Genomic DNA, 22,965 nt, shown 5'->3' with positions numbered 1-22,965 from the left:
CGCCCGCTCAGTCGACCAGCGGCCGGACGTCCCAGAGCCACACCCCGCCGGTGAACACCGGTTGGATCCCGGTCAACGCGGTCATCCCCCGGTGCATCGAACCGGCCTGCCGCAGCCGCGGGTCGAGGATCACCGCGCCGGCCCGCCAGTACCGCAGGTCGTCGACCGCGGCGACCCGGTCCGCCGGGGTGATCGGGGGCACCGCGTCGGTCTTGCGGATGGTGCCGAAGAAGGTGCTGGTGGGGCGGGGCGGAGCGGTGAAGAGGGCGACCCGGTGCGCGCCGGGCCGGGTGTCCGGGCCGAGGAAGTAACCCCGGGCCAGCGGCATCCCGAGCCGGGTCTCGGCGGACCAGCGCAGCGGGTCGGCGTAGGTGGTGTCGGGCAGCGGCAGGGTGACGATGCTGTGCCCGCCCGCCACGTAGGGCCGCCAGGCGCCGGAGGTGACGAAACCGGGGGTCGGGTCGAGGCGTACCGCGGGCAGCGGCGTGGGCAGGAGCGGCAGCAGCGCCATGGTCAGCACGGTGGCGGTACCGAAGCGGAGCTGCCGACGCGCCTCGGGATGCCGCCGGACCAGCAGCCGCATCCGCTCGGCACCGAGGGCCAGCAGCACCCCGATGATCGGGGTCAGCGCGAGGGACCAGCGGGTGGGCACCACCGAGTGCAGGATCGGCAGGTTCTCCAGCGGCGCCCAGGGCCCGGGGATCCCGGTCTCCCGACCGTCGTAGACGATCTCGCGGCCCAGGGAGAAGAGGCCGAAAAGCACGCCGAGGGCGGCCAGGCCGAGCACGACCGCGCTGCGCCGCAGCCACCAGACCAGCGCGATCACGAGTACGACCAGCGGCCAGCCGAAGAAGCCGTTCTCCTCGGTGGCGTTCTTCGCCAGCCAGGCGCTGCCGCGGGCGTCCCCGGCCAGCGACTCGCGGGACCAGGCGACGAAGGAGGCGAGGTCGGTGCGGTAGCCCCGGATCAGCGGCGACAGCCCCTGGTACGCGCCCGGCCCGAAGAACTGCACCCAGAGCGGGTACGCCAGCAGCACCCCGGCGACGCCGGCGGCCACCCCCAGTCCGGCGGCGAACGGCCGTACGCCCCGGCGCAGCTCCGGCCGGGCGAGCGCGAGCACGACCACCATCACGGCCAGCCCGATGGCGGTCATCAGCAGGATCTCCAGGTTGAGGAACGCCTGCCAGACGACCAGCAGCCCGAGCAGGATCCCGTTGCGCAGCCAGCGGCCCGGTTCCGCCAGCCGCAGGGTCCGCCAGACCAGCAGCGGTACGACAAACTGCGACACGATGTTCGGGTGCGCGTTGGCGTGCGACACCATCGCGGGTGCGAAGGCGCAGAAGCCGGCCCCGAGCCAGGCGGGCCCCCGGCTGCCGATCAGCACCCGGGAGAGCACGAAATACCAGGCCACGCCGGTGGCGATCATCCCGGCGGTGAGAAAGACGAGAAAAGCCGTACGAGGACCGAGGAGCACGGTGATCGGCGTCATTGGCAGCGAAACGGATAGTACGGACGTATTTGCCATCAGATTGACGCCGTCCGGCACATTCATCCGGTCCGAGGTGAACGGATAGGCGAATTCCGTCACCACCCGCGCACCGTGCGCCATCATCCACTCGAACTGCGCCTGATCGGTGCGGTTGTCCCGGACGCCACTGGCCGGGTCCACCCAGAACCGTGCGGTCACCCAGAAGGCGGCCAGCACGAAGCTGAGCACGGCGGCGGCGTCCACCCAGGCGTCCCGGGAGCGTCGGACCGAGTCCGCACCGCCGTCCGATTCAGGAGTAGTCATAACAATTCGGAGCGTAGTCAGGGTATGGCAGGGACGTGACATGTTTCTGGGTACTGGCGTACTATGTGCCGGGTTCGCCGACCGCCGATCACGTGCCCACCCCCGACCGCAATTCGGCCACCACGGTGCCCCGATTCTTCCGCCGTCCCCTCGGATGGTTCACTCTGTCGGTCCAGGCGCGGGTCAGTCATATCGTGAGGAATCGACGCATGGCAGAAATCACTGGGGATCAGCGCGTCCAGTCGGAGGTGCTCGAAGGCCTGGCGACGGCGGTCAACCACCGCAGGTGGTTCGTCGAGCTGGCGGTGCCCTACCTCGGTGACAACCCCATCGAGATCGGCAGCGGGCTCGGCGACTACGCGCTGGAGTGGTCGGCGCACCTGCCCCGGATCACGGCCACCGAGGCCGACCCGGACCGGCTGGTCCAGCTCAAGGAGCGGCTCGCCGAGCACCCCGGCATCGAGGTCCGGCAGATGCTGCTGCCGCACTCGGAGCGCGGCGACTACAGCGCGGCCGTGTCGTACAACGTGTTGGAGCACATCGACGACCACGTGGGCGCGCTGCGCAGCATGCGCGACCTGGTCCGGCCCGGCGGCGCGGTGGTCATCATCGTGCCGGCCTTCCAGTTCGCGATGAGCCCGGCGGACATCGCCACCGGCCACGTCCGGCGGTACACGAAGAAGAGCCTCTCCGCCGCGATGACCGAGGCGGGGCTGACCGTCGAGAAGATGCACTACGCGAACGCGCTCGGCCTGATCGGCTACTTCATGGCGACCAAGGTCTTCCGGCTGATGCCGAAGGAGGGGCCGATGGTCAAGGTCTACGACACCCTGGTCCTCCCGGCGACCAAGGCCGCCGAGCAGGTCGTCCGCCCGCCGTTCGGCCAGTCGGTCTTCGCCGTCGCCCGCGTCCCCGCCTGAGGTGCGGGGAGGGCCGTCAGCCCTCCCCGCCTCCGGTTACTCGTTCACGTGGAACGTCGGGCGGATGACCGCCCGGGCCAGGGTGTGGAACGCCAGGTTGAAGCCGACGAAGGCGGGACTGGCCTCCCGGCCGACGTCGAGACGCTCCACGTCCAGCGCGTGCACCGCGAAGACGTAGCGGTGCGGGCGGTCACCGGGCGGCGGGGCGGCGCCCCCGTAGCCGGTGTCGCCGTAGTCGTTGCGGATGCTGAAGGCGCCGTCGAGGTCGCTCTCCTTCACCCCGGTCGGCAGCTCGGTGACCGAGGCGGGGACGTCCACCAGCACCCAGTGCCAGAAGCCGCTGCCGGTGGGGGCGTCCGGGTCGAAGCAGGTCACCACGAAGCTCTTCGTCTCGTCGGGGAAGCCCGACCAGGCCAGCTGCGGGGAGACGTTTCCGCCGCCGGCGCTGTCGTGCGCGTACCGCGCGTCCATCGGCTCGCCGTTGTGCACGTCGTCGCTGGTCAGGGTGAACGACGGCACCGTCGGCAGCAGCTCGTACGGGTCGGGGGCGATCGGTCGTTCCAGGGTCATCGGGACGGGTCCTTCCGGTACGCGGTTTCCTGCGCCCCTTCATACCCCCTGCACACCTCGGTCCGAACCGAAAACCCCCCGTGTCCCCGCCGACTCTCGCGGCTCAGGAGTGTGCGAGCAGCCGCGGGCTGCGCCGAGCTTCCGCCGGAGGACTTCTGCCCCGATCACCGACATGACCTCAACCAGGAGGTGACCCGGCGCGGCCCAGTGCGGATCGGCGGTCAGCGCGGCCACCAGCTCCAGCAGGTACGCCTGGAGCGACCGCCCCCACGGCCGTCGATCAGGTCGCTAGGATCTCCAGCCATCGACCCCACAGATGATCTCGACTGGCTCACCCGTCCGACCCCGCGGCGGCGGTGGACGGCGGGCAGGATCGCGCTGCTCATGACCGGCGCCATCGCCACCTCCGTGCTCCTCGGCGTGGTCCGGCACGCCGCCCACCCCGCCCAGAGCGCCCCCGCCGATGCGGGCTTCGTCGTCTCGGGGGCGGTGTCGATCGCCGGGAACGGATCGTTCACGCGGGACGGACGCGGCGGCTGCGCCGGTGCAGGTCAGTACGCGGACCTCCGGAACGGCGCACCGGTCGTCATCGCCGGTGACGAGCCGCCCATGGCAACCGGCCAACTGGCCGACGGCAGGGCGCTCACCGACGGCACGTGCCGGTTCTGGTTCAGCGTGCCGAAGGTGCCCGCGCGACAGGACGGCTACCGCCTGATGGTCGTCGGCCGGGACGGCGGGGCGTACACCGAGGCGGCCCTGAAGGGCACGCTGGTGACCGTACGCCTGGGTAGCTGACGCCGTCCGGCCGAGTCCCCAGACCTGGAAGGCGAGGAACTGGCCGCCGAGCTGATGGAGGTCACCGGGCTCCGCCGGGAGCAGATCGCCACCGCCCTCCGCTACTACGCCACCTACTCGACGGAGATCGAACAGGGCCTGCTCCGGCGCCGCGACGCATGACCGGCCTGCTGCTCGACGAGGTGTACCCGCCGACGGGGATAGCATCAGTTGTGTTTTTAGCGTTTGTGGCGCATGCTCCGATCATGGAGACGGGTGGAGAACTCCTCACCACGGGGCAGGCCGCCAAGCTGCTGGGGTCGTCGCGTCAGCAGGTGGTCAACTTGTGCGAACGCGGCGACCTGCCGTTCGTGAAGGTGGGCAAGCACCGGAGAATCGAGCGGAGCCAGGTCGAGGCGCTGATTCACCCCGGGCCCGGTCTGACCCGTGACCAAGTGAAGTCGCTGTGGCTGCACCAGGCGGTGGCGGGCCGTCTGGTCACCGACCCCGACGAGGTGTTGGGCAAGGCCAGGGAGAATCTCGACCGGCTTCTCCGGCAGCATGCGGACACCATGGCCGGGGTCTGGCTGAAGCGCTGGCAGGACAAGATCGATGAGGGGGTCAACAGCGTCCTCAGGGCGCTGACGTCGGACGACCCGGAATCTGTCGAACTACGGCAGAACTCGCCCTTCGCGGGGGTGCTGTCACAGCCCCAGCGTACGAAGATTCTTGAGTCCTTCACCCGTAGTGGCTGGAACCGAGCGGCGTGAGGCGGGAACAACTCGAGCATGTCCTGAGGTCCGCGTGTCAGATCGCCGGGGACCCCGACGTCCTCGTCATCGGCAGTCAGTCGGTGCTGGGCGCGATACCGGAGAACCGACTTCCGCTCGAAGCCACCGCCTCCATGGAGGTCGACGTGGCGTTCTTCAATGACCCGGAGGATCGGAAGGCCGATCAGGTCGACGGAGCCATCGGCGAGTTCTCGCCGTTCCACGAGATGAACGGCTACTACGCCCAAGGTGTGAGCGTGTCGACTGCGGTGCTGCCCGACGGATGGCGGACGCGCTTGATTCTGGTGGAGTCCGAGAGCACCCAGCCGGGGCGCGGCTACACCCTGGAACCGCACGACTGCGTGGTCTCCAAGCTGGTTGCCGGCCGGGAGAAGGACCACGCCTTCGCCGATGCTCTGCTGCGGGCCCGGCTCATCGACCCGGCAGTGGTCGCCGAGCGGATCGAGATGGTCGACGTCCATCCTCTGGTGCGGAAGCGGCTCAACGACTGGATCGCCAGGTACCTCCCCGCCACGTGATGCACCTTCACGACGAGGATGAGCTGCGGAGGGTGTGGGATTCGAACCCACGAAGACATCGCTGCCTTACCGGTTTTCAAGACCAGCGCCATCGGCCACTAGGCGAACCCTCCCGGCCGCGCCCCGAGGGGTACGCGACGTGCCTAGTCTGCCACGCGCCGTCCGTCGGGCGAGCGCGTGTCCCACCGTCGCTGCGAGGATGGCGGAGTGTGGGAGACCCCGTCGGTGGTCCTGATCACCGGAATCATGGCCGCCGGCAAGTCCACAGTGGCCGAGCTGCTGGCCCGACGGCTGACCCGCTCCGTGCACCTGCGGGGTGACCTGTTCCGCCGGATGGTGGTGAACGGCCGGGCGGAGCTGACCGCGCAGCCGTCCGAGGAGGCGTGGCGGCAACTGCGCCTCCGTTACGACCTCGCCGCGCAGGCCGCCGACGGGTACGCGGCGGCCGGCTTCACCGTCGTACTCCAGGATGTGGTGCTCGGGGCGGAGCTGCCGGCAATGATCGCGCGGATCCGGCACCGGCCGCTGGCGGTGGTGGTGCTCGCGCCGCGCGCGGAGGTGGTCGCGGCCCGCGAGCGGGACCGACCCAAGCGGGGGTACGGCGACTGGCCGGTCGCCGACCTGGACGCCGGGTTCCGGGCCGACACTCCCCGGCTCGGGCTCTGGCTGGACACCTCGGCGCAGACCCCGGCGGAGACGGTGACGGAGATCCTGGCCCGGGCGTGGACGGACGGCCGGATCGGGTAAGACTGGGCCATGCGCGCGATCACGATTCCGGAACCCGGTGGACCCGAGGCACTCGTCTGGGCGGAGGTGCCCGATCCGGAGCCCGGCCCGGGTGAGGTGGTGGTGCAGGTGCGGGCCAGCGCGGTGAACCGCGCGGATCTGCTCCAGCGGCAGGGGCACTATCCGCCGCCGCCGGGCGCGCCCGCGTACCCCGGGTTGGAGTGCTCGGGGGTGGTCGCCGCGCTCGGGCCGGACGTGACCGGCTGGGAGGTCGGCCAGGAGGTCTGCGCCCTGCTGGCCGGCGGCGGGTACGCCGAGCGGGTGGCCGTGCCGGCCGGGCAGCTGCTGCCGGTGCCGGCGGGCGTCGACCTGGTCGACGCCGCGGCGCTGCCCGAGGTGGCCTGCACGGTCTGGTCGAACGTGGTGGCGCTGGCCCGGCTCGCCGAGGGGGAGACCCTGCTGGTGCACGGCGGCGGCAGCGGCATCGGCACCTTCGCGGTGCAGCTCGGGGTGGCGCTCGGCGCGACGGTGGTGGTGACCGCCCGGTCGGCGAAGCACGAGCGGCTGCGGGAGCTGGGCGCCGCGCACACGATCGACTACCGGGAGCAGGACTTCGTCGAGGAGGTCCGCAAGGTCACCGACGGTCGGGGCGCGGACGTGATCCTGGACATCATGGGCGGGGCCTACCTGCCCCGGAACGTGGCGGCGCTGGCCACCGGCGGCCGGCTGGTGGTGATCGGCATGCAGGGCGGGCGCAAGGGCGAGCTGGACCTGGGGATGCTGCTGGCGAAGCGGGCCTCGGTGGCGGCGACCGCGCTGCGGTCCCGGCCGCTCGCCGAGAAGGCGGAGATCGTCCGGGGGGTCCGCGAGCAGGTGTGGCCGCTGGTCGCCTCGGGCCGGGTCCGGCCGATCGTGGACCGCCGGGTGCCGATCGCCGACGCGGCGCAGGCGCACCGGCTGGTGGAGTCGAGCGACCACCTGGGCAAGGTGCTGCTGGTGGTGTGACGGCTCAGACGGGTGCCGGGTCCGCTCCGGCGTGCGGCAGCACGAGCCGCGCGCCGGGGCCCTCGGCGGCCAGCGAGTCCTCCGGGTTGTAGAGCGCGCAGCGCTGCAACGACAGGCAGCCGCAGCCGATGCAGCCCTCCAGGTCGTCGCGGAGCTTCCCGAGCAGCCGGATCTTCTCCTCCAGCCGGTCCCGCCAGGCGGTGGAGAGTTCCGCCCAGTCGGCGGCGGTCGGCGTACGCGAGGCGGGCAGCGAGTCCAGCGCGGCCCGGATCTCGTCCAGCGAGACGCCGACCTGCTGGGAGATCCGGATGAACGCCACCCGGCGCAGTTCGGAGCGGGCGTACCGGCGCTGGTTGCCGCCGGTGCGGTCGGCCCGGATCAGGCCGAGCCGCTCGTAGTAGCGCAGCGCCGAGGGGGCCACCCCGCTGCGGGCGGCGAGCTGACCGATGGTCAGCAGGGATTCGTGCATCACGTCGCCTTGAGTTGAAGTGCCCTTCAACTTGCAGGCTAGCCGCATGACCACGACCACCGCCACCGACCTCGGGCCGCTGCTGGAGCGGGTACGCGCCGGCCGCGAGTTCAACCCCAACGTCTACTCGACCCTCGACGTGCTCCAGGTCCTCTACGACCGGGTGCTCCGGATCACCCCCGCCACCGTCGACGACCCGGACCGGGACCGCTTCCTGCTCTCCAAGGGGCACGCCGTGGCCGGCTACTACGCGCTGCTCGCCGCGAAAGGCTTCGTCCCCGTCGACTGGCTCGACGACCAGGGCGGCCCCGACAGCCGGCTCGGCGACCACCCGGACCGGCTGCTGGTGCCCGGCGTGGAGATCAGCTCCGGCTCACTCGGCCACGGCCTCGGCCTCGGCGTGGGCACCGCGCTCGGCCTGCGCGCCCAGGGCCGGCTCGACCCCCGGGTGTACGTCCTGCTCGGCGACGCCGAACTGGACGAGGGCAGCAACCACGAGGCGATCGCGTACGCGGGGGCGACCGGGCTGGCGAACCTGACCGCGATCGTGCTGGACAACCGCTCGGCGAGCCACGGGTGGCCGGGCGGGGCGGCCAGCCGGTTCGCCGTCAACGGCTGGACCACCGCCACCGTCGACGGGCGGGACCACGCCGCCCTGTACGCCGCCCTCACCGGGCACGACAACCACCGGCCGCACGTCGTCGTCGCGGTCGTCAGGGACGGGGAGTGACATGCGGGAGACCTTCATCGACACCATGACCGGGCTGCTGGCCGAGGATCCGCGTACGGCGGTGGTGCTGGCGGACATCTCCGCCGCCGCGTTCGCCCCGGCGGCGCGACGCCACCCCGACCGGGTGCTCAACGTGGGGATCCGGGAGCAGTTGATGGTGGGCGTGGCCGGGGGCCTCGCGCTGACCGGGCTGCGGCCGGTGGTGCACAGCTACGCCCCGTTCCTGGTCGAGCGGGCGTACGAGCAGATCAAGCTGGACCTCGACCATCAGGGTGTCGGCGCGGTGCTGGTCGGCATCGGCGGCTCGTACGACCGGGCGGCGGCGGGGCGTACCCACCTGGGTCCGGCGGACGTGGCGCTGCTCGACACCCTCGCCGGCTGGACGGTCCACGTACCCGGGCACCGGGACGAGGTGCCCCGACTGCTGCGGGACGCGGTGGCCTCGGACGGGTCGGCCTATCTGCGGCTGTCGACGCTGACCAACGACCGGGCGCACCCGGGCGACGGGAGCCTGCGGGTGGTCCGGGACGCCGGTCCGGACGCGCCGCTCCTGGTGGCGGTCGGCCCGATGCTCGACGCGTCGCTCGCGGCGGTCGACGGGCGGCCGGTGACCGTGGCGTACACCCATCGGCCGCGCCCGTTCGACACGGCCGGACTGCGGGGGCTGGCCGGTGGCGAGGTGATCCTGGTCGAGCCCTACCTGGCGGGAACCTCGGCGCGGGTGGTGGCCGAGGCGTTGGCGGACCGGCCGCACCGGCTGCTCACCCTCGGCGTGGGCCGGACGGAGCTGCGCCGGTACGGCTCGCCCGACGACCACGCCCGCTGGCACGGCCTGGACCCGGCCGGCATCCGCCGCAGCGTGGACGCCTTCCTCGCCCGGGTCCCGGCCCCGGCCTGAGCCCGGGAGAAACGCCAGGACCCCGCCCCGGGGTGAGCCGGTGGCGGGGTCCTGGGACGTGTTACGGGGTCAGCGGGCGGTGGCACCGAGCGGGCGGCGACGGGCGCGCTCCCGGCTCAGGATCCAGATCGCCTCGACGCCGTCCTTCCAGGTGATCTTCTTGCCCTCCTCGCGGCCGCGCGCGCGGTAGCTGATCGGCACCTCGTAGGGGCGGATCTTCTGGCGCAGCAGCTTGCCGGTGACCTCGGCTTCCATGCCGAAGCCCCGCGACTTGATCTGGAGCGAACGGTAGAGCTCGACCGGCATCAGCTTGAAGCAGGTCTCCAGGTCGCCGATGTAGGAGTTGTAGAGCACGTTGGCGGCCAGGGTGACGCCCTTGTTGCCGACCACGTACCAGAAGCTGTAGGAGCTGTGGCTCCCGAAGGTGCGATTTCCGTAGACGACCGTGGCCCGGCCGTCGAGCACCGGCTCCAGCAGGCGCGGGATGTCCTGCGGGTCGTACTCCAGGTCGGCGTCGAGGATGACCATGTACTCACCCTCGGCGCTGTCCACGGCGGTCTTGATGGCCGCGCCCTTGCCGGCGTTGCGCTGGTGGGTGATGACGCGCAGCCGCGCGTCGTCCACCCGGCCGAGGATCTCCCCCGTGCCGTCCCGGCTGCCGTCGTCGACCACGACCAGCTCGATCTCGCACGGGTAGTCGACCGCCAATGCCTGCTTGAGGGCATCCGCGATGCGTTCTTCCTCGTTGTAGACCGGCATGAGGATCGAGAGCTTCACGAGGATCTCCACGGTGGGGACAGCAAATCGGCCCTAGCGTAGCCTGGCCGTTCGCCGGGACGCAGCCCGCCACCTCCCGGCGCGCGCGTGAGCCTCGACGCCCTACCCGGCGAACCCGGCCCGCGGGCCTGGTCACCGCCCTGGTCAGGCGGGTCCTGGCACCCACACCTCGCCGTTTCGGCCCGGTCCGGGCGAACCGCTCGGCCGTACGCCGCCGCCCGTCCGGCCGAGCCCGTCGACCGGATCATCCGCCCGTAGGGGCGGGGTCCCCGGCCCGGCGGCCGGGGACCCCACCGGTCAGTTCTGCTTGAGCGGGACCACGATCAGGCGGGCGACGCCGCCGGAGCCCTCCTTGGCGCCGGCCACGCCGACCGTCGTACCGACCTTGACGTCGTTCGACCGGATGGTGCTGCGGCGCTCGACCACCCGCAGGTTGTCGCCGAACGTCCAGGTCATGGTGAAGCCGTCGGTGGACTTCACCGTCATCGACCTGTCGTCGATGGCGGTCACCTGGCCGCGCTGCACGGCGACGGTCTTCGTACCGCCGTCCTTCGTCTGGACCACGACCTCGCCGTGCAGGGTGTTCTTCCGCAGCAGCACCCGGGCCCGGTGCCGCTTGCGCCACTCCTGCCCGCGCTCGCCGCGCTGACCCTTCCCCGGCTGGGCGGAGGCGGACGGGTCGGGTGACGCCGAGGCGGCGACCGGCTCCACGTCCAGGTCGTCCGCGTCGAAGCCCATCGCGGTGAGCGCCTGACCGTCCGCGCCCATCGCGGCGGCGACGTCGACCGCGGTCTGCTTGGCCGTACCCTCCGCGAGCTGGGCCGGGCCGCAGCCGGCGAGGCCGAGCGCGGCCGCCGCGAGCAGTGCGGTGACGCCGGTGGCGATTCCCTGACGTGCCATCAGTTGTCCTCTCGTCCGTGGAACCACAGCGTCCCGCGCCCGGGCGAGCGGAGCGTCAGCCCGGTGTTCGGGTCAGGTAAGGATCACCGGGCAGCCGGACGGTGAAGGCCGCCCCGCCCTCGGGCGCGTGCCCGGCGGCGATGTCGCCGCCGAGCCGGCGGACCAGCCCGGCGGCGAGCGCCAGCCCCAGACCGCTGCCCACCTTGCGCACCCCCCGGTAGCGCTGGTGCAGCGCCCCCCGCTCGAAGGCCACCGCCAGGTCGTCGTCGGTGAAGCCGGGTCCGCCGTCGCGGACCTCCAGCACGCCGCCGCCCGCCGGGTCCGCGCCCCCGGGCCGGACCGCGAGCACCACCGGCGCCCCCGGGGGTACGACCCGCAGCGCGTTCTCCAGCAGCCCGTCCACCACCTGCCGGATCCGTCCCGGATCGGTGTACGCGGGCACCGCCCCGGCCGGCAGCTCCACCCGGAACGGCACCCCCATCGCCGCGCACCGGTCCGACCAGGTGCGCTCGGCGTCCACGGCCAACCGGGTCAGGTCGACCGGTCCCGGGTCGAGCGGGAAGTCGGCGGCCTCCAGCCGGGCCAGCGCCAGCAGGTCACGGACCAGCCGGTCCAGGTGCTCGGCCTCGGCCAGCATGGTGCGGCCGGTGGCGGGCGTGTCGGCCGCGTCGATCACCCCGTCGGCGAGCGCCTCGGCGTAACCCCGGATCGCGGTCAACGGGGTGCGCAGCTCGTGCGAGACGGAGAGCAGGAACTCCCGCTGCCGACCCTCGCTGGTGGCCAGCGCGGCGGCGAGCCCGTTCAGCGCGTACGCCAGGTCGGCCACCTCGTCCGGCGGCTCCACCGGTACGCGTACCGCCCGGTCCCCGGCGCGCAGTCGGGCGGCGGCGGTCGCCGCGACCCGGATCGGACGGGCCAGCCGGGCGGCGAGGAGCAGCCCGGCGGCCACCCCGGCGGCGAGCCCGGCGAGCAGCGGCAGCCAGAGGCTGAGCAGGACCTGTCGCCACGGGCCGGTACGGGTCGCCCGGGTCAGCACCACGCCGTCGCCGCCGGGCAGCGTCCGCCCCTCGACGAGGGCCCGTTCACCGTTGATCAGCCGCCAGCCGGAGACGTCCCGGCCGGCGGACACCCGGTTCACCAGCTGCTGGGGCAGCCCGGGGCGGTCCGCCTGGCCGGCGTGGATGACGTACACGTCGATCTCCTGTTGGCGGAGCTGGCGGATCAGCCGCTCCCCGGCGGTGTCCCGCCGGGCCGGGCGGCCCCGCAGCACGTCGGCGGCCAGGCGGGCCTGCGCGGCGAGCGCCTGCTGGTCGCGCCGTTCCGTGCCGCGCACCGTCAGCGGCACCGCGACCAGGGCGGTGACCAGCACCGACACCAGCGCCACCGCGCAGGTGACCAGCACCGCGCGGGCGGTCAGCGTGCGGGCGAACCGGCGGCGCGGCGGGCCGGCCGGCGCGACCGGTGCCGCGATCACGGGCAGCGCGACGGTCGGCTGGTGCGCCCGGTCCGGCCCGGCGGGCGGTGGGCCGGCGGGGTCAGGCATCGGCCGCGTACCCGACGCCGCGGTGGGTGCGGATCACGCTGGCCGGGCCGAGCTTCGCGCGGACCTGCGCGACGTGCACGTCCACCGTGCGGGTGCCGGCGTGCGCGGCGTAGCCCCAGACGCCGGCGAGCAGTTCCTCCCGGGTGAAGACCCGGCCGGGCCGGGCCATCAGGTGGGCGAGCAGGTCGAACTCGGTCGAGGTGAGCTGCACCGGACGGTCGGCGGCGGTGACCGTCCGACGGGCCGGGTCGAGGGTGACCGGCCCGACGACGCGCGGCTGCTCCGCGCCGGCCGGTGCCCCGGCGGTGCGACGCAGCACCGCGCGCACCCGGGCGACCAGCTCACGCGGACTGAACGGCTTGGTCACGTAGTCGTCCGCGCCGAGTTCCAGGCCGACGATCCGGTCCACCTCGTCGTCGCGGGCGGTGAGGAAGATGACCGGCGTCCAGTCGCCGGCCTCACGAAGCCGCCGGCAGATCTCCGTACCGGCCAGGCCGGGCAGCGCGATGTCGAGCACGCAGGCCACCGGGCGCAGCCGCCGCGCGGCGGCCAGTCCGGCCGAGCCGTCCCGTTCCAGGTGTACGCCGAAGCCGTCCCGACTCAGATAGAGCCGGACCAGGTCGGCGATGGCCGGCTCGTCCTCCACCACCAGGACGAGCCCGCGCTGCGCGGCGTCGACGGTCACCGGCCCATGATTACCGACCGGTGGCCGCCGCAGCGGTCAGGGGAACGTTCGGATCCGGTAAGGAACTCGTCAGCGCACCGGGGCCGGGCGGAACGCGACCGGCCGCGCGGCGGCGGGCGGCTCACCGATGGTGGCGACCAGCCGCTCGGCCGGCGTCCGCAGCCGGGTCCGGAAGGCGTGGTTCAGCAGGGTGTCCAGCTCCCACACCTGCTTCGGGTGGTGGGTACGGATGAGGAACCGCTCGCGCATCCCGTCGATGGCGGTGGCCGCCAGCTCGACGCTCTGCGAGCGCGGGTCCGGGCTCCACGTCACGTTGCTCAGTTCGCGGAGTTCGGTGTTGAGGTGCAGGCGCAGCCGGTGCAGCACGCGGGTCTGCTGGGTGACCACCAACCGACGGTGGGTGAGGAGCATCAGGTAGTCGCCGCCGACCGGGTGGTCGGGACGGCTGCACCGGGTGACCAGGATGGTGGCGTCACCGGAGCCGACGCAGCGCCGGAAGATCGGCATGTGCCGGCTGACCGTCTGGGTCGCCAGGCCGGTGTCGGCGGCGGCCGGGAGGAACGTTCGGGAGAAGACGTCCATGCCCTGTGCAACGACCGCTGAGCAGGCGTGATATGGGTCACCGCCAATTTCTGCAACTTCCACCGCGCACATCGCACGTACTGTCCGACGTCGGATCGGACCGGCGCGGCTCCGATGTCGGGGTCGGACCGGCGGGGCTCCCCGACATCGGGTCGGACCGGCGGGCTCTCCGACGTGGGGTCAGACCGGGAGGTCGGCGAAGAGCTCGCCGAGCCAGCCGGGCACGGCCGACGCGTACTCGGCGCGGGCCGGGTCGGTCGTCCACAGGGCACGGCGCCAGGACAGCGCCCGGCCCACCGTGGCCACCCGCATCGCCAGGCCCGCCGCCTCCCGCAGCGTCGGCCGGTCGTACCGGTCGGTCCAGGGCTCCAGGTAGGCGTCCCGGAGCCGGGCCAGCGCCGGGTCGCCGGGCTCCAGCCCACCGGCGTACGCCACCGAGCGGAGGGTCACCAGCAGGGTGCCGAACGGATGCGCCACGGAGGCGTCACCCCAGTCGAAGAAGCGATACCCGTCGTCCGCCACGAAGACGTTGCCGTCGTGCAGGTCGTCGTGCTGGATGCTGGCCGGCACCCCCGTCGCCGCCAACCGGCGGCAGAGCGCGACGAACTCCGGCCGGTACGCCCGCAGCCGCCCGTACAGCTCGGCGGTGAGGCCGTCCGGCTCGCCGAGCAGCAGCGCCGCCTCGTCGGCCAGCAGCCGGTCGAACAGCTCCGGCATCCGCTCCGGGCGCTGGTCGGGCACGCCCCGCTCCACCAGGTGCACCGCGTCCGGCGTGGCCGCGATCTGCACCGCCGCGTACGCCGGCAGCACCCGTTCCCAGTGGGTCGGGTCGGGCTGCCGGGCGAGGATGTCGCGCAGGCTCGGACCGCCGTCGGGCAGCAGCGACCAGCCGCGCTCCGCGTCCACCGCTATCGGGTCGAGCAGCGCGCCGGGGCAGCGGCCGGGCAGCTCGGCGAGGAGCACCGCCTCGTAGCGGGTGCCGGGGTTGTTGGCCTTGAACCAGACCGGGCCGGCATCGGTGGGCAGCCGCCAGACCAGCGACCACGGGCGGACCCGGGGCTCGACCGGACCGGTGACCCGCCGGCCGTCCCGGGCCAGCGCGGCACCGATCCAGGCCAGCGCCGCGTCCCGCCACCGCTCGGTCGACCAGTCCGGTCCCGCTGCGGCGGCCTGCGGGTCGCCGCCAGGCATAGTCTCCGGGCTGTCGGCGGCCATCGTCTCCGGGCCGCCGGCATTCGCGGCCTCCAGGCCGCCGGCAGGGGTCGTCTCCGGGCCGTCGGCGGGGGACTGCTCCGGCGCGTCGGTGGGGGGCGTCGTCACGCCCCGGAGACTAGGCGGCGGCCGGGCCGGAGGCGAGGAGATTCCGGCCCCGCCACCGGGCGCGGCGTCAGCGGGTCAGAGCAGCTCGACGATGGTGGCGTTGGCCATGCCGCCGCCCTCGCACATGGTCTGCAGGCCGTAACGGATGCCGTTGTCCCGCATGTGCTGGAGCATCGTGGTCATGATCCGGGCGCCGGAGCCGCCGAGCGGGTGACCCAGGGCGATCGCGCCGCCGCGCGGGTTCAGCCGCTCCGGGTCCGCCTCCGTCTCCGCCAGCCAGGCCAGCGGGACCGGGGCGAACGCCTCGTTCACCTCGTACACCCCGATCTCCTCGATGCCCAGCCCCGCGCGGCGCAGCGCCTTCGCGGTGGCCGGGATGGGGGCGGTGAGCATGACCACCGGGTCGTCGGCGGCGACCACGGCGGTGTGCACCCGGGCCAGCGGGCGCAGCCCGTGCCGGCTGGCCCACTCGCTGGTGGTGACGGCGAGCGCGGCGGCGCCGTCGGAGATCTGCGACGCGGAGCCGGCGGTGACCACACCGTCGGACCGGAACGGGGTCTTCAGCTCGCCCAGCTTGGCCAGTGTGGTGTCCCGGCGGATGCCCTCGTCGGCGGCGAACTTGCCGCCGTCGGCCAGCGCCACCGGGGCCAGCTCCGGGTCGAACGCCCCGGCGTCCTGCGCGGCGGCGGCCTTCTCGTGGCTGGCCAGCGCGAACTCGTCGAGCTGAGTGCGGGAGAAGTGCCACCGCTGGGCGATCAGCTCGGCCCCGACGCCCTGGTTGAAGGGGAGCAGGGAGTCGGCGGCGACCCCCTCGACGCCCCGGTAGCGCTCCAGGATCGCGTCGCTGAACGGCATGCCGCCGGCCACGCTGGAACCCATCGGCACCCGGGTCATCGACTCGACGCCACCGGCGACCACCAGGTCGGCCTGGCCGGAGAGCACGGTGGCGGCGGCGAAGTGCAGCGCCTGCTGGCTCGACCCGCACTGCCGGTCGAGGGTGGTGCCGGGGACCGACTCGGGCCAGCCGGCGGCGAGCACGGCGTTGCGGGCGACGTTCCACGACTGCTCGCCGACCTGCGACACGCAGCCCCAGACCACGTCGTCGACCAGCTCGGGGTCGATGCCGGTGCGCTCGGCGAGGGCACGCAGCACGTGCGCCGAGAGGTCGACCGGGTGGACGCCGGCGAGGCTGCCCTTGCGCCGCCCGACCGGGGTCCGTACCGCACCGACGATGACCGCGTCACTCATGTTTACTCCCCGGTAACTTGGGCTGTCCCGATCCTACGTCGTGGCCGCCCCGCCGGGCACCCCGCTGCGCTGGCATGCTGGGTCGGTGCATCCGTCCCCGACCCGGCAGTGGCGGGTCCCGACCGTCCTGCCCGTCGCCAAGCTGGTCGCCGCGGTGCTGCTCGTCGCGCTCGGGCTGCTCCTGGCCGGCGACGATCCGGTCCAACCGGTGCTGGTCGGGCTGGGCACCGTCGTGCTGGTCGGCTGGGCGCTGCGCGACCTGGTCCGCCCGGTCCGGCTGGCGGTCGACCCGGACGGGATCACGGTGGCCCACGGCTTCGCCGGGCACCAGCGGCTGACCTGGCCCGAGATCGAGGCGATCACCGTCGAGCGCCGGTCCCGTCGGGGCCTGAACAGCGAGACGCTGGAGATCGACGCGGGTGGGTCGCTGCACCTGTACGGGCGGTACGACCTGGACGCCCCGCTCGACGAGGTGGCCGAGGCGCTCCGCGCCGCCCGCGCCTCCGCCCGCTGAGCCGTTCGCGCCGCCCTGAGCGGCGGATCAGCCGCCGGTCAGCATCCCGGTGCGGACCAGGGCCAACCCGAGCAACGCCACCAGGATGATCGCGCTGCCGGCCGCCTGGAAGACGCCCCGCCGCATCCGGGGCGCGTACGCCAGCACCAGCGCGGTCACCGCGCCGACGACCAGGCCGCCCAGGTGACCGGCGATGGAGATGCCCGGCACGGTGAAGGTGAAGATCAGGTTGATCACCAGGATCGGCACGATCGACGAGGTGTCCCGGCCCAGCCGCCGCATGATCACGAAGATGGCGGCGAAGAGGCCGAAGATCGCCGTCGACGCACCCGCCGAAGGCTGGTTGACCGGGCTGAACAGGTAGACCGCGACGTTGCCGCCGAGCCCGGCGAGCAGATAGAGCGCGAGGAAGCGCAGCGGACCGAGCACCGCCTCCAGGGTCCGGCCCAGCACCCAGAGCGCCCACATGTTGAGCAGCAGGTGGACCACGCCGTAGTGCAGGAACATCGCGGTGACCAGGCGGTACCACTGCCCCTCGGCGACGCCGCCGACCGTGCCGTCGGGGAAGACCGCCTGACCGAGCACCGAACCCCAGTCGGTCAGCGGGGTGCCGCCGCCCATCAGGCCGCCGAAGCCGGAACCGCCGGCCGCCGCGTCCCCACCGTGGTCCGAGGCGATGGAGAGGACCATCATCAGCACGTTCAACGCGATCAGGACCTTGGTCACGTAGCCGTGCCGGCCGGCGGCACCGCCACCGAAGGCGGTACGCGCCGGCCGCACGCTACGGCGTCCCTCGCTCACACACTCCGGGCACTGGTGCCCGACCGACGCGTCCCGCATGCACTCCGGGCAGATCGGCCGGTTGCACCGGGTGCACCGGACGTACGTCTCCCGGTCGGGGTGGCGGTAGCAGACCGGGGTGGTCGGCACCGACCCACCGGTGGCGTCACCTGCCTGCCCGGAGCGCTCAGTCATGTGGGCAAAGGTACCCGGGGGACGCTCAGACCGGCTTGCGCTCGATCTCGACGCGCTCGATCACCACGTCCTGCCGCGGCCGGTCGCTCGGGCCGGTCGGGGTGTTCGCGATCTGGTCCACGACCTTCTTCGACGCCTCGTCGGCCACCTCACCGAAGATGGTGTGCCGGTTGTTCAGGTGCGGCGTCGGCGAAACCGTGATGAAGAACTGCGAGCCGTTGGTGCCCGGCCCGGCGTTCGCCATCGCCAGCAGGTACGGCCGGTCGAAGCGCAACTCCGGGTGGAACTCGTCGGCGAACGTGTAGCCCGGCCCGCCGCGACCGGTGCCGGTCGGGTCACCCATCTGAATCATGAATCCGCTGATCACACGGTGCGAGATGGTGCCGTCGTAGTACGGCCCACTGCCCGGCTGACCGGTGCGCGGGTCGGTGTACTCCCGGTTGCCCTCGGCCAGGTCGACGAAGTTGCGGACGGTCTTCGGCGCGTGGTTCGGGAAGAGCTCCAGCCGGATCGGGCCAGCGTTGGTGTGCAAGGTGGCGTAGACAGCCTCGGCCACGGGTACTCCTCACTTGTTGGTCAGTTCCATGCGGATCCTCCCATGTGCCCGATCTGGCATCGCGGAGGCATCCGAAGGTGGAGGATGACGAAGGATCGACTCCCAGGAGGTGGGAACGTGTTTGGAATCGGGCGGCGTAAGACCCAGGGGCAGCTGGCCAAGGCCGAGCTGAACCAGGGCATCGGTCACCTCAGGCAGGCCGCGACGTACGCGGCGAAGGGTGCCGGCGCCACGGTCGGCCCGCGGGTCCAGGCAGCCCGGGGTGCCGTCGCGCCCACCGCGGTCGTCGTGCGGGACCGTGCGTCGAGCGGTGTCGCGTCGACGGTGGCGGCCATCGCGCCGCTGGTGCTGGCCGTGCGCAACGCGCAGGCGCAGACCGCCGGCAAGGCCCTCACCGGCCGGAAGGTCGCCGCCGCCAAGCAGGCGGAGGTCAGCCGCAAGGCCAAGGCGAAGAACCTGAAGGCTGCCAAGATGAAGCAGAAGAAGTCGCGGGGCGGCATGATGACCGGCCTGCTGGCCGCCGGCACCGTCGCCGGCCTCGCCGGGGCGATGGCCATGCGCCGCCGCCGCGAGCAGCAGGAGTGGGCCGAGTACGACCCGACCGGCAAGCTGGACCCGATGCGGGAGGACGTGGACACGATCGTGGTGGAGACCCCCGACCCGACCGCGAAGGTGACCGACGCCTCGACGATGTCGAGCAGCTCGGGCGTGGCCGGCGGCCCGACCGGGGCCGGCAGCTCGGCGGTGGCCGGCGGCGACAGCGCCTCCACCACCACCCCCGGCACCCAGCCGGTGATCCACCCGAACGACAAGGTCCCGTCGGTCGCCGAGGGTGCCACCGATGTCACCGGCCGGCCGGCCGACGACATCACCAAGGCGCTGAACAACGGCAAGAACACCGCGAAGACCAGCGGTCGTCGCTGACCGCCGGGTCACGGAAAGCGCCGGCGCGCGGGGGTGCACCCCGCGTGGCCGGCGCTTCCGTGTGGCCGGCCGGAACCGGCGTCAGAGCCAGCCGTTGCGGCGGAACCAGCGGTAGAGCAGGAAGGACAGGCCCAGGTTCACGGCCCACACCCCCGGATAGCCGTACGTCCAGCCCAGCTCCGGCATGTTCTTGAAGTTCATGCCGTAGATGCCGGCGATCGCGGTCCACACCGCGCCGATCGCGGCCCAGGCGGCGATCTTGCGCATGTCGTTGTTCTGGTCGACGGTGACCTGGGCCAGCCGCGCCTGGAGGATCGAGTTGAGCAGGTCGTCATAGGAGTTCACCTGCTCGACGGTGCGGCTCAGGTGGTCCTGCACGTCCCGGAAGTAGCGCCGCACCTCCTGCGGCACCTCCCGGTTGACCTGCGCGGTGAGCGTCAGCAGCGGCCGCTGCAACGGCATCACCGCGCGCTTGAACTCCACCAGCTCCCGCTTCATCTGATAGATCCGCTGGATCCGGCCGTTGCCCTGCCGGTCGAAGACGTCCGCCTCCAGCACGTCGAGGTCGTCCTCGAGCTGGTCGGCGACCTCCAGGTAGAGGTCGACGACCCGGTCGGTGACCGCGTACGCGACCGCCCAGGGTCCGTGCAGCAGCAGGTCCCGCTTGGCCTCCAGGTCGGCGCGGACCGGGGCGAGCCGGCAGGCGTCGCCGTGCCGGACGCTGATCAGGAAGTTCGGCCCGATGAAGAGCATCACCTGGCCGGTCTCCACCACCTCGGAGTTCTCGGTCAACTCGGCGTGCTCGCAGTAGCGGGCGGTGCGCAGCACCAGGAAGGTCACCTCGCCGAAGCGCTCCAGCTTGGGCCGCTGCTGGGCCTTGACCGCGTCCTCCACGGCCAGCTCGTGCAGCCCGAAGGTGTCGGCGATGGCGGACATCTCGTCCAGTTCGGGCTCGTGCAGCCCCAGCCAGACGAACGCGTTGCGCTCCCGGCGGGCCGCCTCCAGCGCGTCGGCGTAGTGCCACTCGCCGGGCTGGCGCTCCCCGTCGACATAGAGACCGCAGTCCACGACCCCGCTGCGCCCGGGACCCTCCGGCGCGGGGGTGTGCGGCGACCCGTCGGCGTTGAGGATGCGCGACATCGCGCGGACCGGGGCCGCCCAGGGGCGTGGCTTGATCACCCGGTTGCCGTTCTGCCCGGTTGATCGGTCGCGTTCCGGTCGGTCCGTCATCTCGCCCCCCTCCGCTGACAGTGCGGCTTGCAGGTTACGCCGCCGGGGCGGAGACGCCACGTGGGCGAGCGTCCGGTGGGCGGGTGGCGCCGGGCGGGCCGGCCGCGTCAGGGGGGTGAGGGGCGACACGGCCCACCCGGCACCCTTGGGGGCGGGAGTGATGCTGCGCGCGCCGCCGGTCCGGCGGGGAGCGAGGGTACGACTCCCGGCGCGGACCTCCACCGACGAAGGTGAACGGCGCTCGCAGCATTGTGGGCCGCCGACCGGCCCAGGGGGAGACCCGGGCCGGTCGGCGTCGGTCAACTGTCAGAAACCCGACAGAATCAGCCGCGTACGGCCGCCATCGCCTCGGCCAGCCGCCGGACCCCCTCGTCGATCCGGTCGGCGGTCACCGCGGAGAACGCCAGGCGCAGCGCGTGCCGACCGCCCTCCAGGACGAAGTCGCTCCCCTTCACCACGGCCACCCCGCGCTCCGCCGCGGCCGGCGCCAGCCGGTCCACCTCGACGTCCTCCGGCAGCTCCACCCAGAGGAAGTAGCCGCCGTCCGGCTCCACGAAGCTGGCCTCCGGGATGTGCCGGCGCAGCGACTCCGCGAGCACCCGGGCCCGCTCGCCGAGCGCCGTCGAGACCGTCCGGATCGAGCGCTGGATGTCACCGGAGACGCAGAACTGGTGCACGATCGCCTCGGAGACCATGCCCGGCGAGATGTAGAGGTTGGTCGCCTTCTTGGCGATGTTGGCGATCAGGTCGGTCGGACCGACCAGGTAACCGACCCGGACGCCCGGGCAGACCGTCTTGGTGAAGCTGGACGCGTGCACCACCACGCCCCGGGTGTCCATCGACAGCATCGACGGCAGCGGCTCGCCCCGGAACCGGATGTCCGCGTACGGGTCGTCCTCGAAGATCGTGAACTCGTACTCGGCGGCGAGGTCGAGCAGCTCCCGGCGCTTGTCCAGGGAGAGGGTCACGCCGGCCGGGTTCTGGTAGTTCGGGATGACGTGGGCGAGCCGCGGACGCACCCCGGACTCCAGCAGCTTGCGCAGCTCGGCGGTGTCCAGACCGTCCGGCTGGATCGTCACGCCGTGGACCTCGCCGCCCATCTTCTGCAGGTTGAGCAGCGTCCGGTCGTACGTCGGGCGCTCGACCACCACCGCGTCGCCGCGCCGGACCAGGTGGTCGAAGAGGAACGCGTCGGCCTGGAGCGAACCGTTGGTGACCAGCACCTGGTCGGCCTCGACCCCGTGCTTCTCGGCGATCCACTTCCGCAGGGGCGGGTAACCGACGGAGGTGCCGTACGCGGTGACCCCGGCGGGATCGGCGTCGAACGCGCGGACGGCGGCGGCCTTGAGCCCCTCGACATCGACGATGTCCAGCGAGGGAGCGCCACGGGCGAAGGAGATCAGCTGCTCGGCGGTCATGCGCACGAGCCTAGGGCCTGGCCCGGCCGGTCCGACCGGCATACACGCCAAGTTCAACATGCGGGCAACCGAAGCCCACCGGAGACCCGAATCCGGCTCGCGACCTGTCGTCCATCGGACCGTACGCTGGCGTCCGATCACAGGGCGACCGGAGGATTGCTGGTCGCTGTCGGACCAGGACGAGGTGGTGGCGCACGTGACCCAGGACGGAACCGGTCAGCTCGACGACCAGGCCTTCGCGGAGTGGCTGGCCGGCCGGGCGGGCGCGGCCTTGACCGCCCTGCGGGCCCAGCAGGGCTTCGCGGACCCGGCCGCCCTCAAGGACGCCGGCGACCGGGCCTCGCACGAGCTGATGACCGCCGCGCTGGCCCGCTGGCGGCCGGAGGACGCGGTGCTCTCCGAGGAGGAGGCCGACGCCCGGCGCGCCTGGGCCGCCGGGGAGGGCGACGCGCCCGCCCGGCTCAGTGCCGACCGGGTCTGGATCATCGACCCGCTCGACGGCACCCGGGAGTTCTCCGAGGCCGGACGGACCGACTGGGCGGTGCACGTCGCCCTCTGGCAGCGGTCGGCCGGCCCGGACGGCGCGCTGGTCGCCGGGGCCGTCGGCATGCCGGCACGGACCACGTCGGACGGTGCGCCGCTGATCCTCGGCACCGACCGCCCGACCCCGCCCGCCGAGGACGGGCCGCTGCGCATCGCGGTGAGCCGCAGCCGCCCGCCGGCCTTCGTCGGCGAGCTGGTCGAGCTGCTCGGCGCCCGTACCGTGCCGATGGGCTCCGCCGGGGTCAAGGTCTGCGCGGTGGTGACCGGCGAGGTCGACGCGTACGTCCACGCGGGCGGCCAGTACGAGTGGGATTCGGCCGCCCCGGTCGCCGTCGCCCTGGGCGCCGGAATGCACGCGTGCCGCGTCGACGGCTCGCCGCTGCGCTACAACCGGGCCGACCCGCGCCTGCCCGATCTGGTGGTCTGTCGGCCCGAACTGGCCGACCGGCTGCTCGCCGCGATCGCCCGTACCGGGGTCGAGATGCCCGCTTCGGCCGTCACCGGCAGCACCGGCCAGGCGTTCGGTTGAGTGTTGCGGTACCCACGGCCCACGTGAC

At 72.9% G+C, this 22,965-nt stretch carries 25 protein-coding genes, 1 tRNA gene and 1 pseudogene; 11 read left to right on the top strand and 16 right to left on the bottom strand.

Going from position 1 to position 22,965, the window contains the following annotated elements; all coding sequences use genetic code 11:
- Positions 1-7 precede the first annotated feature (7 nt).
- The gene (locus ABUL08_RS24520) at positions 8-1,792 is read right to left on the bottom strand and encodes a hypothetical protein (RefSeq protein WP_350932334.1); all 1,785 of its coding nucleotides are present in this window, start codon (positions 1,790-1,792) and stop codon (positions 8-10) included.
- Positions 1,793-2,001: 209 nt separating this feature from the next.
- Between ABUL08_RS24520 and ABUL08_RS24515 the strand changes: the two genes are divergently transcribed.
- Positions 2,002-2,712, top strand: a complete 711-nt coding sequence (locus ABUL08_RS24515) for a class I SAM-dependent methyltransferase (RefSeq protein WP_350932333.1) — start codon at positions 2,002-2,004, stop codon at positions 2,710-2,712.
- Positions 2,713-2,748: 36 nt separating this feature from the next.
- Here ABUL08_RS24515 and ABUL08_RS24510 read toward each other — a convergent pair whose 3' ends face one another.
- On the bottom strand, positions 2,749-3,282 hold the full coding sequence (locus tag ABUL08_RS24510; protein WP_350932332.1) for a YbhB/YbcL family Raf kinase inhibitor-like protein: 534 nt from the start codon (positions 3,280-3,282) through the stop codon (positions 2,749-2,751).
- Between the two features lie 123 nt (positions 3,283-3,405).
- Positions 3,406-3,513, bottom strand: a pseudogene (locus tag ABUL08_RS24505) (VapC toxin family PIN domain ribonuclease); the annotation flags it as partial.
- 153 nt (positions 3,514-3,666) lie between these two features.
- On the opposite strand from ABUL08_RS24505, the gene ABUL08_RS24500 reads away from it, so the two are divergent.
- From ABUL08_RS24500 to ABUL08_RS24490, 3 genes are all read left to right on the top strand, one after another.
- The gene (locus ABUL08_RS24500) at positions 3,667-4,077 is read left to right on the top strand and encodes a hypothetical protein (RefSeq protein WP_350932331.1); all 411 of its coding nucleotides are present in this window, start codon (positions 3,667-3,669) and stop codon (positions 4,075-4,077) included.
- A gap of 158 nt (positions 4,078-4,235) precedes the next feature.
- Entirely contained in the window at positions 4,236-4,826 is a 591-nt protein-coding gene (locus ABUL08_RS24495; protein WP_350932330.1) for a helix-turn-helix domain-containing protein, read from the top strand.
- Positions 4,823-5,365 carry a DUF6036 family nucleotidyltransferase gene (locus tag ABUL08_RS24490; RefSeq protein ID WP_350932329.1) on the top strand — a complete coding sequence of 181 codons (543 nt, stop codon included), beginning with the start codon at positions 4,823-4,825 and terminating at the stop codon, positions 5,363-5,365. Before ABUL08_RS24495 ends, ABUL08_RS24490 begins: the two co-directional genes overlap by 4 nt.
- A gap of 26 nt (positions 5,366-5,391) precedes the next feature.
- Here ABUL08_RS24490 and ABUL08_RS24485 read toward each other — a convergent pair.
- Positions 5,392-5,478 (bottom strand) — tRNA-Ser (locus ABUL08_RS24485).
- A gap of 94 nt (positions 5,479-5,572) precedes the next feature.
- Here ABUL08_RS24485 and ABUL08_RS24480 point away from each other — a divergent pair.
- Positions 5,573-6,112, top strand: a complete 540-nt coding sequence (locus ABUL08_RS24480) for an AAA family ATPase (RefSeq protein WP_350932328.1) — start codon at positions 5,573-5,575, stop codon at positions 6,110-6,112.
- A gap of 9 nt (positions 6,113-6,121) precedes the next feature.
- A complete protein-coding gene (locus tag ABUL08_RS24475; protein WP_350932326.1) occupies positions 6,122-7,096 on the top strand; it encodes an NAD(P)H-quinone oxidoreductase in 975 nt (324 codons plus the stop codon).
- A gap of 4 nt (positions 7,097-7,100) precedes the next feature.
- Here the strand turns inward: ABUL08_RS24475 and soxR are convergent, their stop codons facing one another.
- Positions 7,101-7,565 (bottom strand): redox-sensitive transcriptional activator SoxR, encoded by a 465-nt coding sequence (soxR, locus tag ABUL08_RS24470; RefSeq protein ID WP_350932325.1) that lies wholly within the window; start codon positions 7,563-7,565, stop codon positions 7,101-7,103.
- Between the two features lie 46 nt (positions 7,566-7,611).
- On the opposite strand from soxR, the gene ABUL08_RS24465 reads away from it, so the two are divergent.
- Positions 7,612-8,295 carry a transketolase gene (locus ABUL08_RS24465; RefSeq protein ID WP_350932324.1) on the top strand — a complete coding sequence of 228 codons (684 nt, stop codon included), beginning with the start codon at positions 7,612-7,614 and terminating at the stop codon, positions 8,293-8,295.
- Between the two features lies 1 nt (position 8,296).
- Positions 8,297-9,193, top strand: a complete 897-nt coding sequence (locus ABUL08_RS24460) for a transketolase family protein (protein WP_350932323.1) — start codon at positions 8,297-8,299, stop codon at positions 9,191-9,193.
- Between the two features lie 69 nt (positions 9,194-9,262).
- Here the strand turns inward: ABUL08_RS24460 and ABUL08_RS24455 are convergent, their stop codons facing one another.
- The 7 genes from ABUL08_RS24455 to ABUL08_RS24425 form a co-directional block, all read right to left on the bottom strand.
- Complete coding sequence (locus ABUL08_RS24455; protein ID WP_350932322.1) at positions 9,263-9,970, bottom strand: glycosyltransferase family 2 protein; 708 nt, start codon at positions 9,968-9,970, stop codon at positions 9,263-9,265.
- 297 nt (positions 9,971-10,267) lie between these two features.
- Entirely contained in the window at positions 10,268-10,870 is a 603-nt protein-coding gene (locus ABUL08_RS24450) for a hypothetical protein (RefSeq protein ID WP_350932320.1), read from the bottom strand.
- A 55-nt stretch (positions 10,871-10,925) separates the two neighbouring features.
- A complete protein-coding gene (locus tag ABUL08_RS24445; protein WP_350932319.1) occupies positions 10,926-12,413 on the bottom strand; it encodes a sensor histidine kinase in 1,488 nt (495 codons plus the stop codon).
- Positions 12,406-13,098 carry a response regulator transcription factor gene (locus tag ABUL08_RS24440; protein WP_350932318.1) on the bottom strand — a complete coding sequence of 231 codons (693 nt, stop codon included), beginning with the start codon at positions 13,096-13,098 and terminating at the stop codon, positions 12,406-12,408. The genes ABUL08_RS24445 and ABUL08_RS24440 overlap by 8 nt, the downstream gene beginning before the upstream one ends.
- 69 nt (positions 13,099-13,167) lie before the next feature.
- Complete coding sequence (locus ABUL08_RS24435; RefSeq protein WP_350932317.1) at positions 13,168-13,680, bottom strand: hypothetical protein; 513 nt, start codon at positions 13,678-13,680, stop codon at positions 13,168-13,170.
- Positions 13,681-13,860: 180 nt separating this feature from the next.
- Positions 13,861-15,000: a phosphotransferase gene (locus tag ABUL08_RS24430; protein ID WP_350932316.1), complete on the bottom strand. Its 1,140-nt coding sequence runs from the start codon at positions 14,998-15,000 to the stop codon at positions 13,861-13,863.
- A gap of 75 nt (positions 15,001-15,075) precedes the next feature.
- The gene (locus ABUL08_RS24425; RefSeq protein WP_350932315.1) at positions 15,076-16,248 is read right to left on the bottom strand and encodes a thiolase family protein; all 1,173 of its coding nucleotides are present in this window, start codon (positions 16,246-16,248) and stop codon (positions 15,076-15,078) included.
- Positions 16,249-16,333: 85 nt separating this feature from the next.
- On the opposite strand from ABUL08_RS24425, the gene ABUL08_RS24420 reads away from it, so the two are divergent.
- Complete coding sequence (locus tag ABUL08_RS24420) at positions 16,334-16,762, top strand: PH domain-containing protein (RefSeq protein ID WP_350932314.1); 429 nt, start codon at positions 16,334-16,336, stop codon at positions 16,760-16,762.
- A gap of 27 nt (positions 16,763-16,789) precedes the next feature.
- Here the strand turns inward: ABUL08_RS24420 and ABUL08_RS24415 are convergent, their stop codons facing one another.
- Together ABUL08_RS24415 and ABUL08_RS24410 are read right to left on the bottom strand one after the other, a co-directional pair.
- The gene (locus tag ABUL08_RS24415; RefSeq protein ID WP_350932312.1) at positions 16,790-17,737 is read right to left on the bottom strand and encodes a rhomboid family intramembrane serine protease; all 948 of its coding nucleotides are present in this window, start codon (positions 17,735-17,737) and stop codon (positions 16,790-16,792) included.
- A 25-nt stretch (positions 17,738-17,762) separates the two neighbouring features.
- Entirely contained in the window at positions 17,763-18,293 is a 531-nt protein-coding gene (locus ABUL08_RS24410) for a peptidylprolyl isomerase (protein WP_350932311.1), read from the bottom strand.
- 84 nt (positions 18,294-18,377) lie between these two features.
- On the opposite strand from ABUL08_RS24410, the gene ABUL08_RS24405 reads away from it, so the two are divergent.
- A complete protein-coding gene (locus tag ABUL08_RS24405) occupies positions 18,378-19,217 on the top strand; it encodes a hypothetical protein (RefSeq protein WP_350932310.1) in 840 nt (279 codons plus the stop codon).
- An 81-nt stretch (positions 19,218-19,298) separates the two neighbouring features.
- Here the strand turns inward: ABUL08_RS24405 and corA are convergent, their stop codons facing one another.
- Complete coding sequence (gene corA / locus ABUL08_RS24400; protein ID WP_350932309.1) at positions 19,299-20,447, bottom strand: magnesium/cobalt transporter CorA; 1,149 nt, start codon at positions 20,445-20,447, stop codon at positions 19,299-19,301.
- Between the two features lie 323 nt (positions 20,448-20,770).
- The gene (locus ABUL08_RS24395; RefSeq protein ID WP_350932308.1) at positions 20,771-21,865 is read right to left on the bottom strand and encodes an aminotransferase-like domain-containing protein; all 1,095 of its coding nucleotides are present in this window, start codon (positions 21,863-21,865) and stop codon (positions 20,771-20,773) included.
- Positions 21,866-22,052: 187 nt separating this feature from the next.
- Between ABUL08_RS24395 and ABUL08_RS24390 the strand changes: the two genes are divergently transcribed.
- Positions 22,053-22,937: a 3'(2'),5'-bisphosphate nucleotidase CysQ gene (locus ABUL08_RS24390; protein WP_350932307.1), complete on the top strand. Its 885-nt coding sequence runs from the start codon at positions 22,053-22,055 to the stop codon at positions 22,935-22,937.
- Positions 22,938-22,965: the final 28 nt, after the last annotated feature.

The organism is Micromonospora sp. CCTCC AA 2012012, assembly GCF_040499845.1.
Classification (GTDB): Bacteria; Actinomycetota; Actinomycetes; order Mycobacteriales; family Micromonosporaceae; genus Micromonospora; species Micromonospora mangrovi.
Note: the sequence above shows the minus strand (reverse complement) of the source record. Positions and strands in the feature narration are given on the sequence as shown.

Coding starts and splice junctions, on each gene's coding strand:
- ABUL08_RS24520 (WP_350932334.1), bottom strand. CDS start 1,792: ATGACTACTCCTGAATCGGACGGCGGTGCGGACTCGGTCCGACGCTCC.
- ABUL08_RS24515 (WP_350932333.1), top strand. CDS start 2,002: ATGGCAGAAATCACTGGGGATCAGCGCGTCCAGTCGGAGGTGCTCGAA.
- ABUL08_RS24510 (WP_350932332.1), bottom strand. CDS start 3,282: ATGACCCTGGAACGACCGATCGCCCCCGACCCGTACGAGCTGCTGCCG.
- ABUL08_RS24500 (WP_350932331.1), top strand. CDS start 3,667: ATGACCGGCGCCATCGCCACCTCCGTGCTCCTCGGCGTGGTCCGGCAC.
- ABUL08_RS24495 (WP_350932330.1), top strand. CDS start 4,236: ATGACCGGCCTGCTGCTCGACGAGGTGTACCCGCCGACGGGGATAGCA.
- ABUL08_RS24475 (WP_350932326.1), top strand. CDS start 6,122: ATGCGCGCGATCACGATTCCGGAACCCGGTGGACCCGAGGCACTCGTC.
- soxR (WP_350932325.1), bottom strand. CDS start 7,565: ATGCACGAATCCCTGCTGACCATCGGTCAGCTCGCCGCCCGCAGCGGG.
- ABUL08_RS24465 (WP_350932324.1), top strand. CDS start 7,612: ATGACCACGACCACCGCCACCGACCTCGGGCCGCTGCTGGAGCGGGTA.
- ABUL08_RS24460 (WP_350932323.1), top strand. CDS start 8,297: ATGCGGGAGACCTTCATCGACACCATGACCGGGCTGCTGGCCGAGGAT.
- ABUL08_RS24450 (WP_350932320.1), bottom strand. CDS start 10,870: ATGGCACGTCAGGGAATCGCCACCGGCGTCACCGCACTGCTCGCGGCG.
- ABUL08_RS24445 (WP_350932319.1), bottom strand. CDS start 12,413: ATGCCTGACCCCGCCGGCCCACCGCCCGCCGGGCCGGACCGGGCGCAC.
- ABUL08_RS24435 (WP_350932317.1), bottom strand. CDS start 13,680: ATGGACGTCTTCTCCCGAACGTTCCTCCCGGCCGCCGCCGACACCGGC.
- ABUL08_RS24425 (WP_350932315.1), bottom strand. CDS start 16,248: ATGAGTGACGCGGTCATCGTCGGTGCGGTACGGACCCCGGTCGGGCGG.
- ABUL08_RS24415 (WP_350932312.1), bottom strand. CDS start 17,737: ATGACTGAGCGCTCCGGGCAGGCAGGTGACGCCACCGGTGGGTCGGTG.
- ABUL08_RS24405 (WP_350932310.1), top strand. CDS start 18,378: ATGACGAAGGATCGACTCCCAGGAGGTGGGAACGTGTTTGGAATCGGG.
- corA (WP_350932309.1), bottom strand. CDS start 20,447: ATGACGGACCGACCGGAACGCGACCGATCAACCGGGCAGAACGGCAAC.
- ABUL08_RS24395 (WP_350932308.1), bottom strand. CDS start 21,865: ATGACCGCCGAGCAGCTGATCTCCTTCGCCCGTGGCGCTCCCTCGCTG.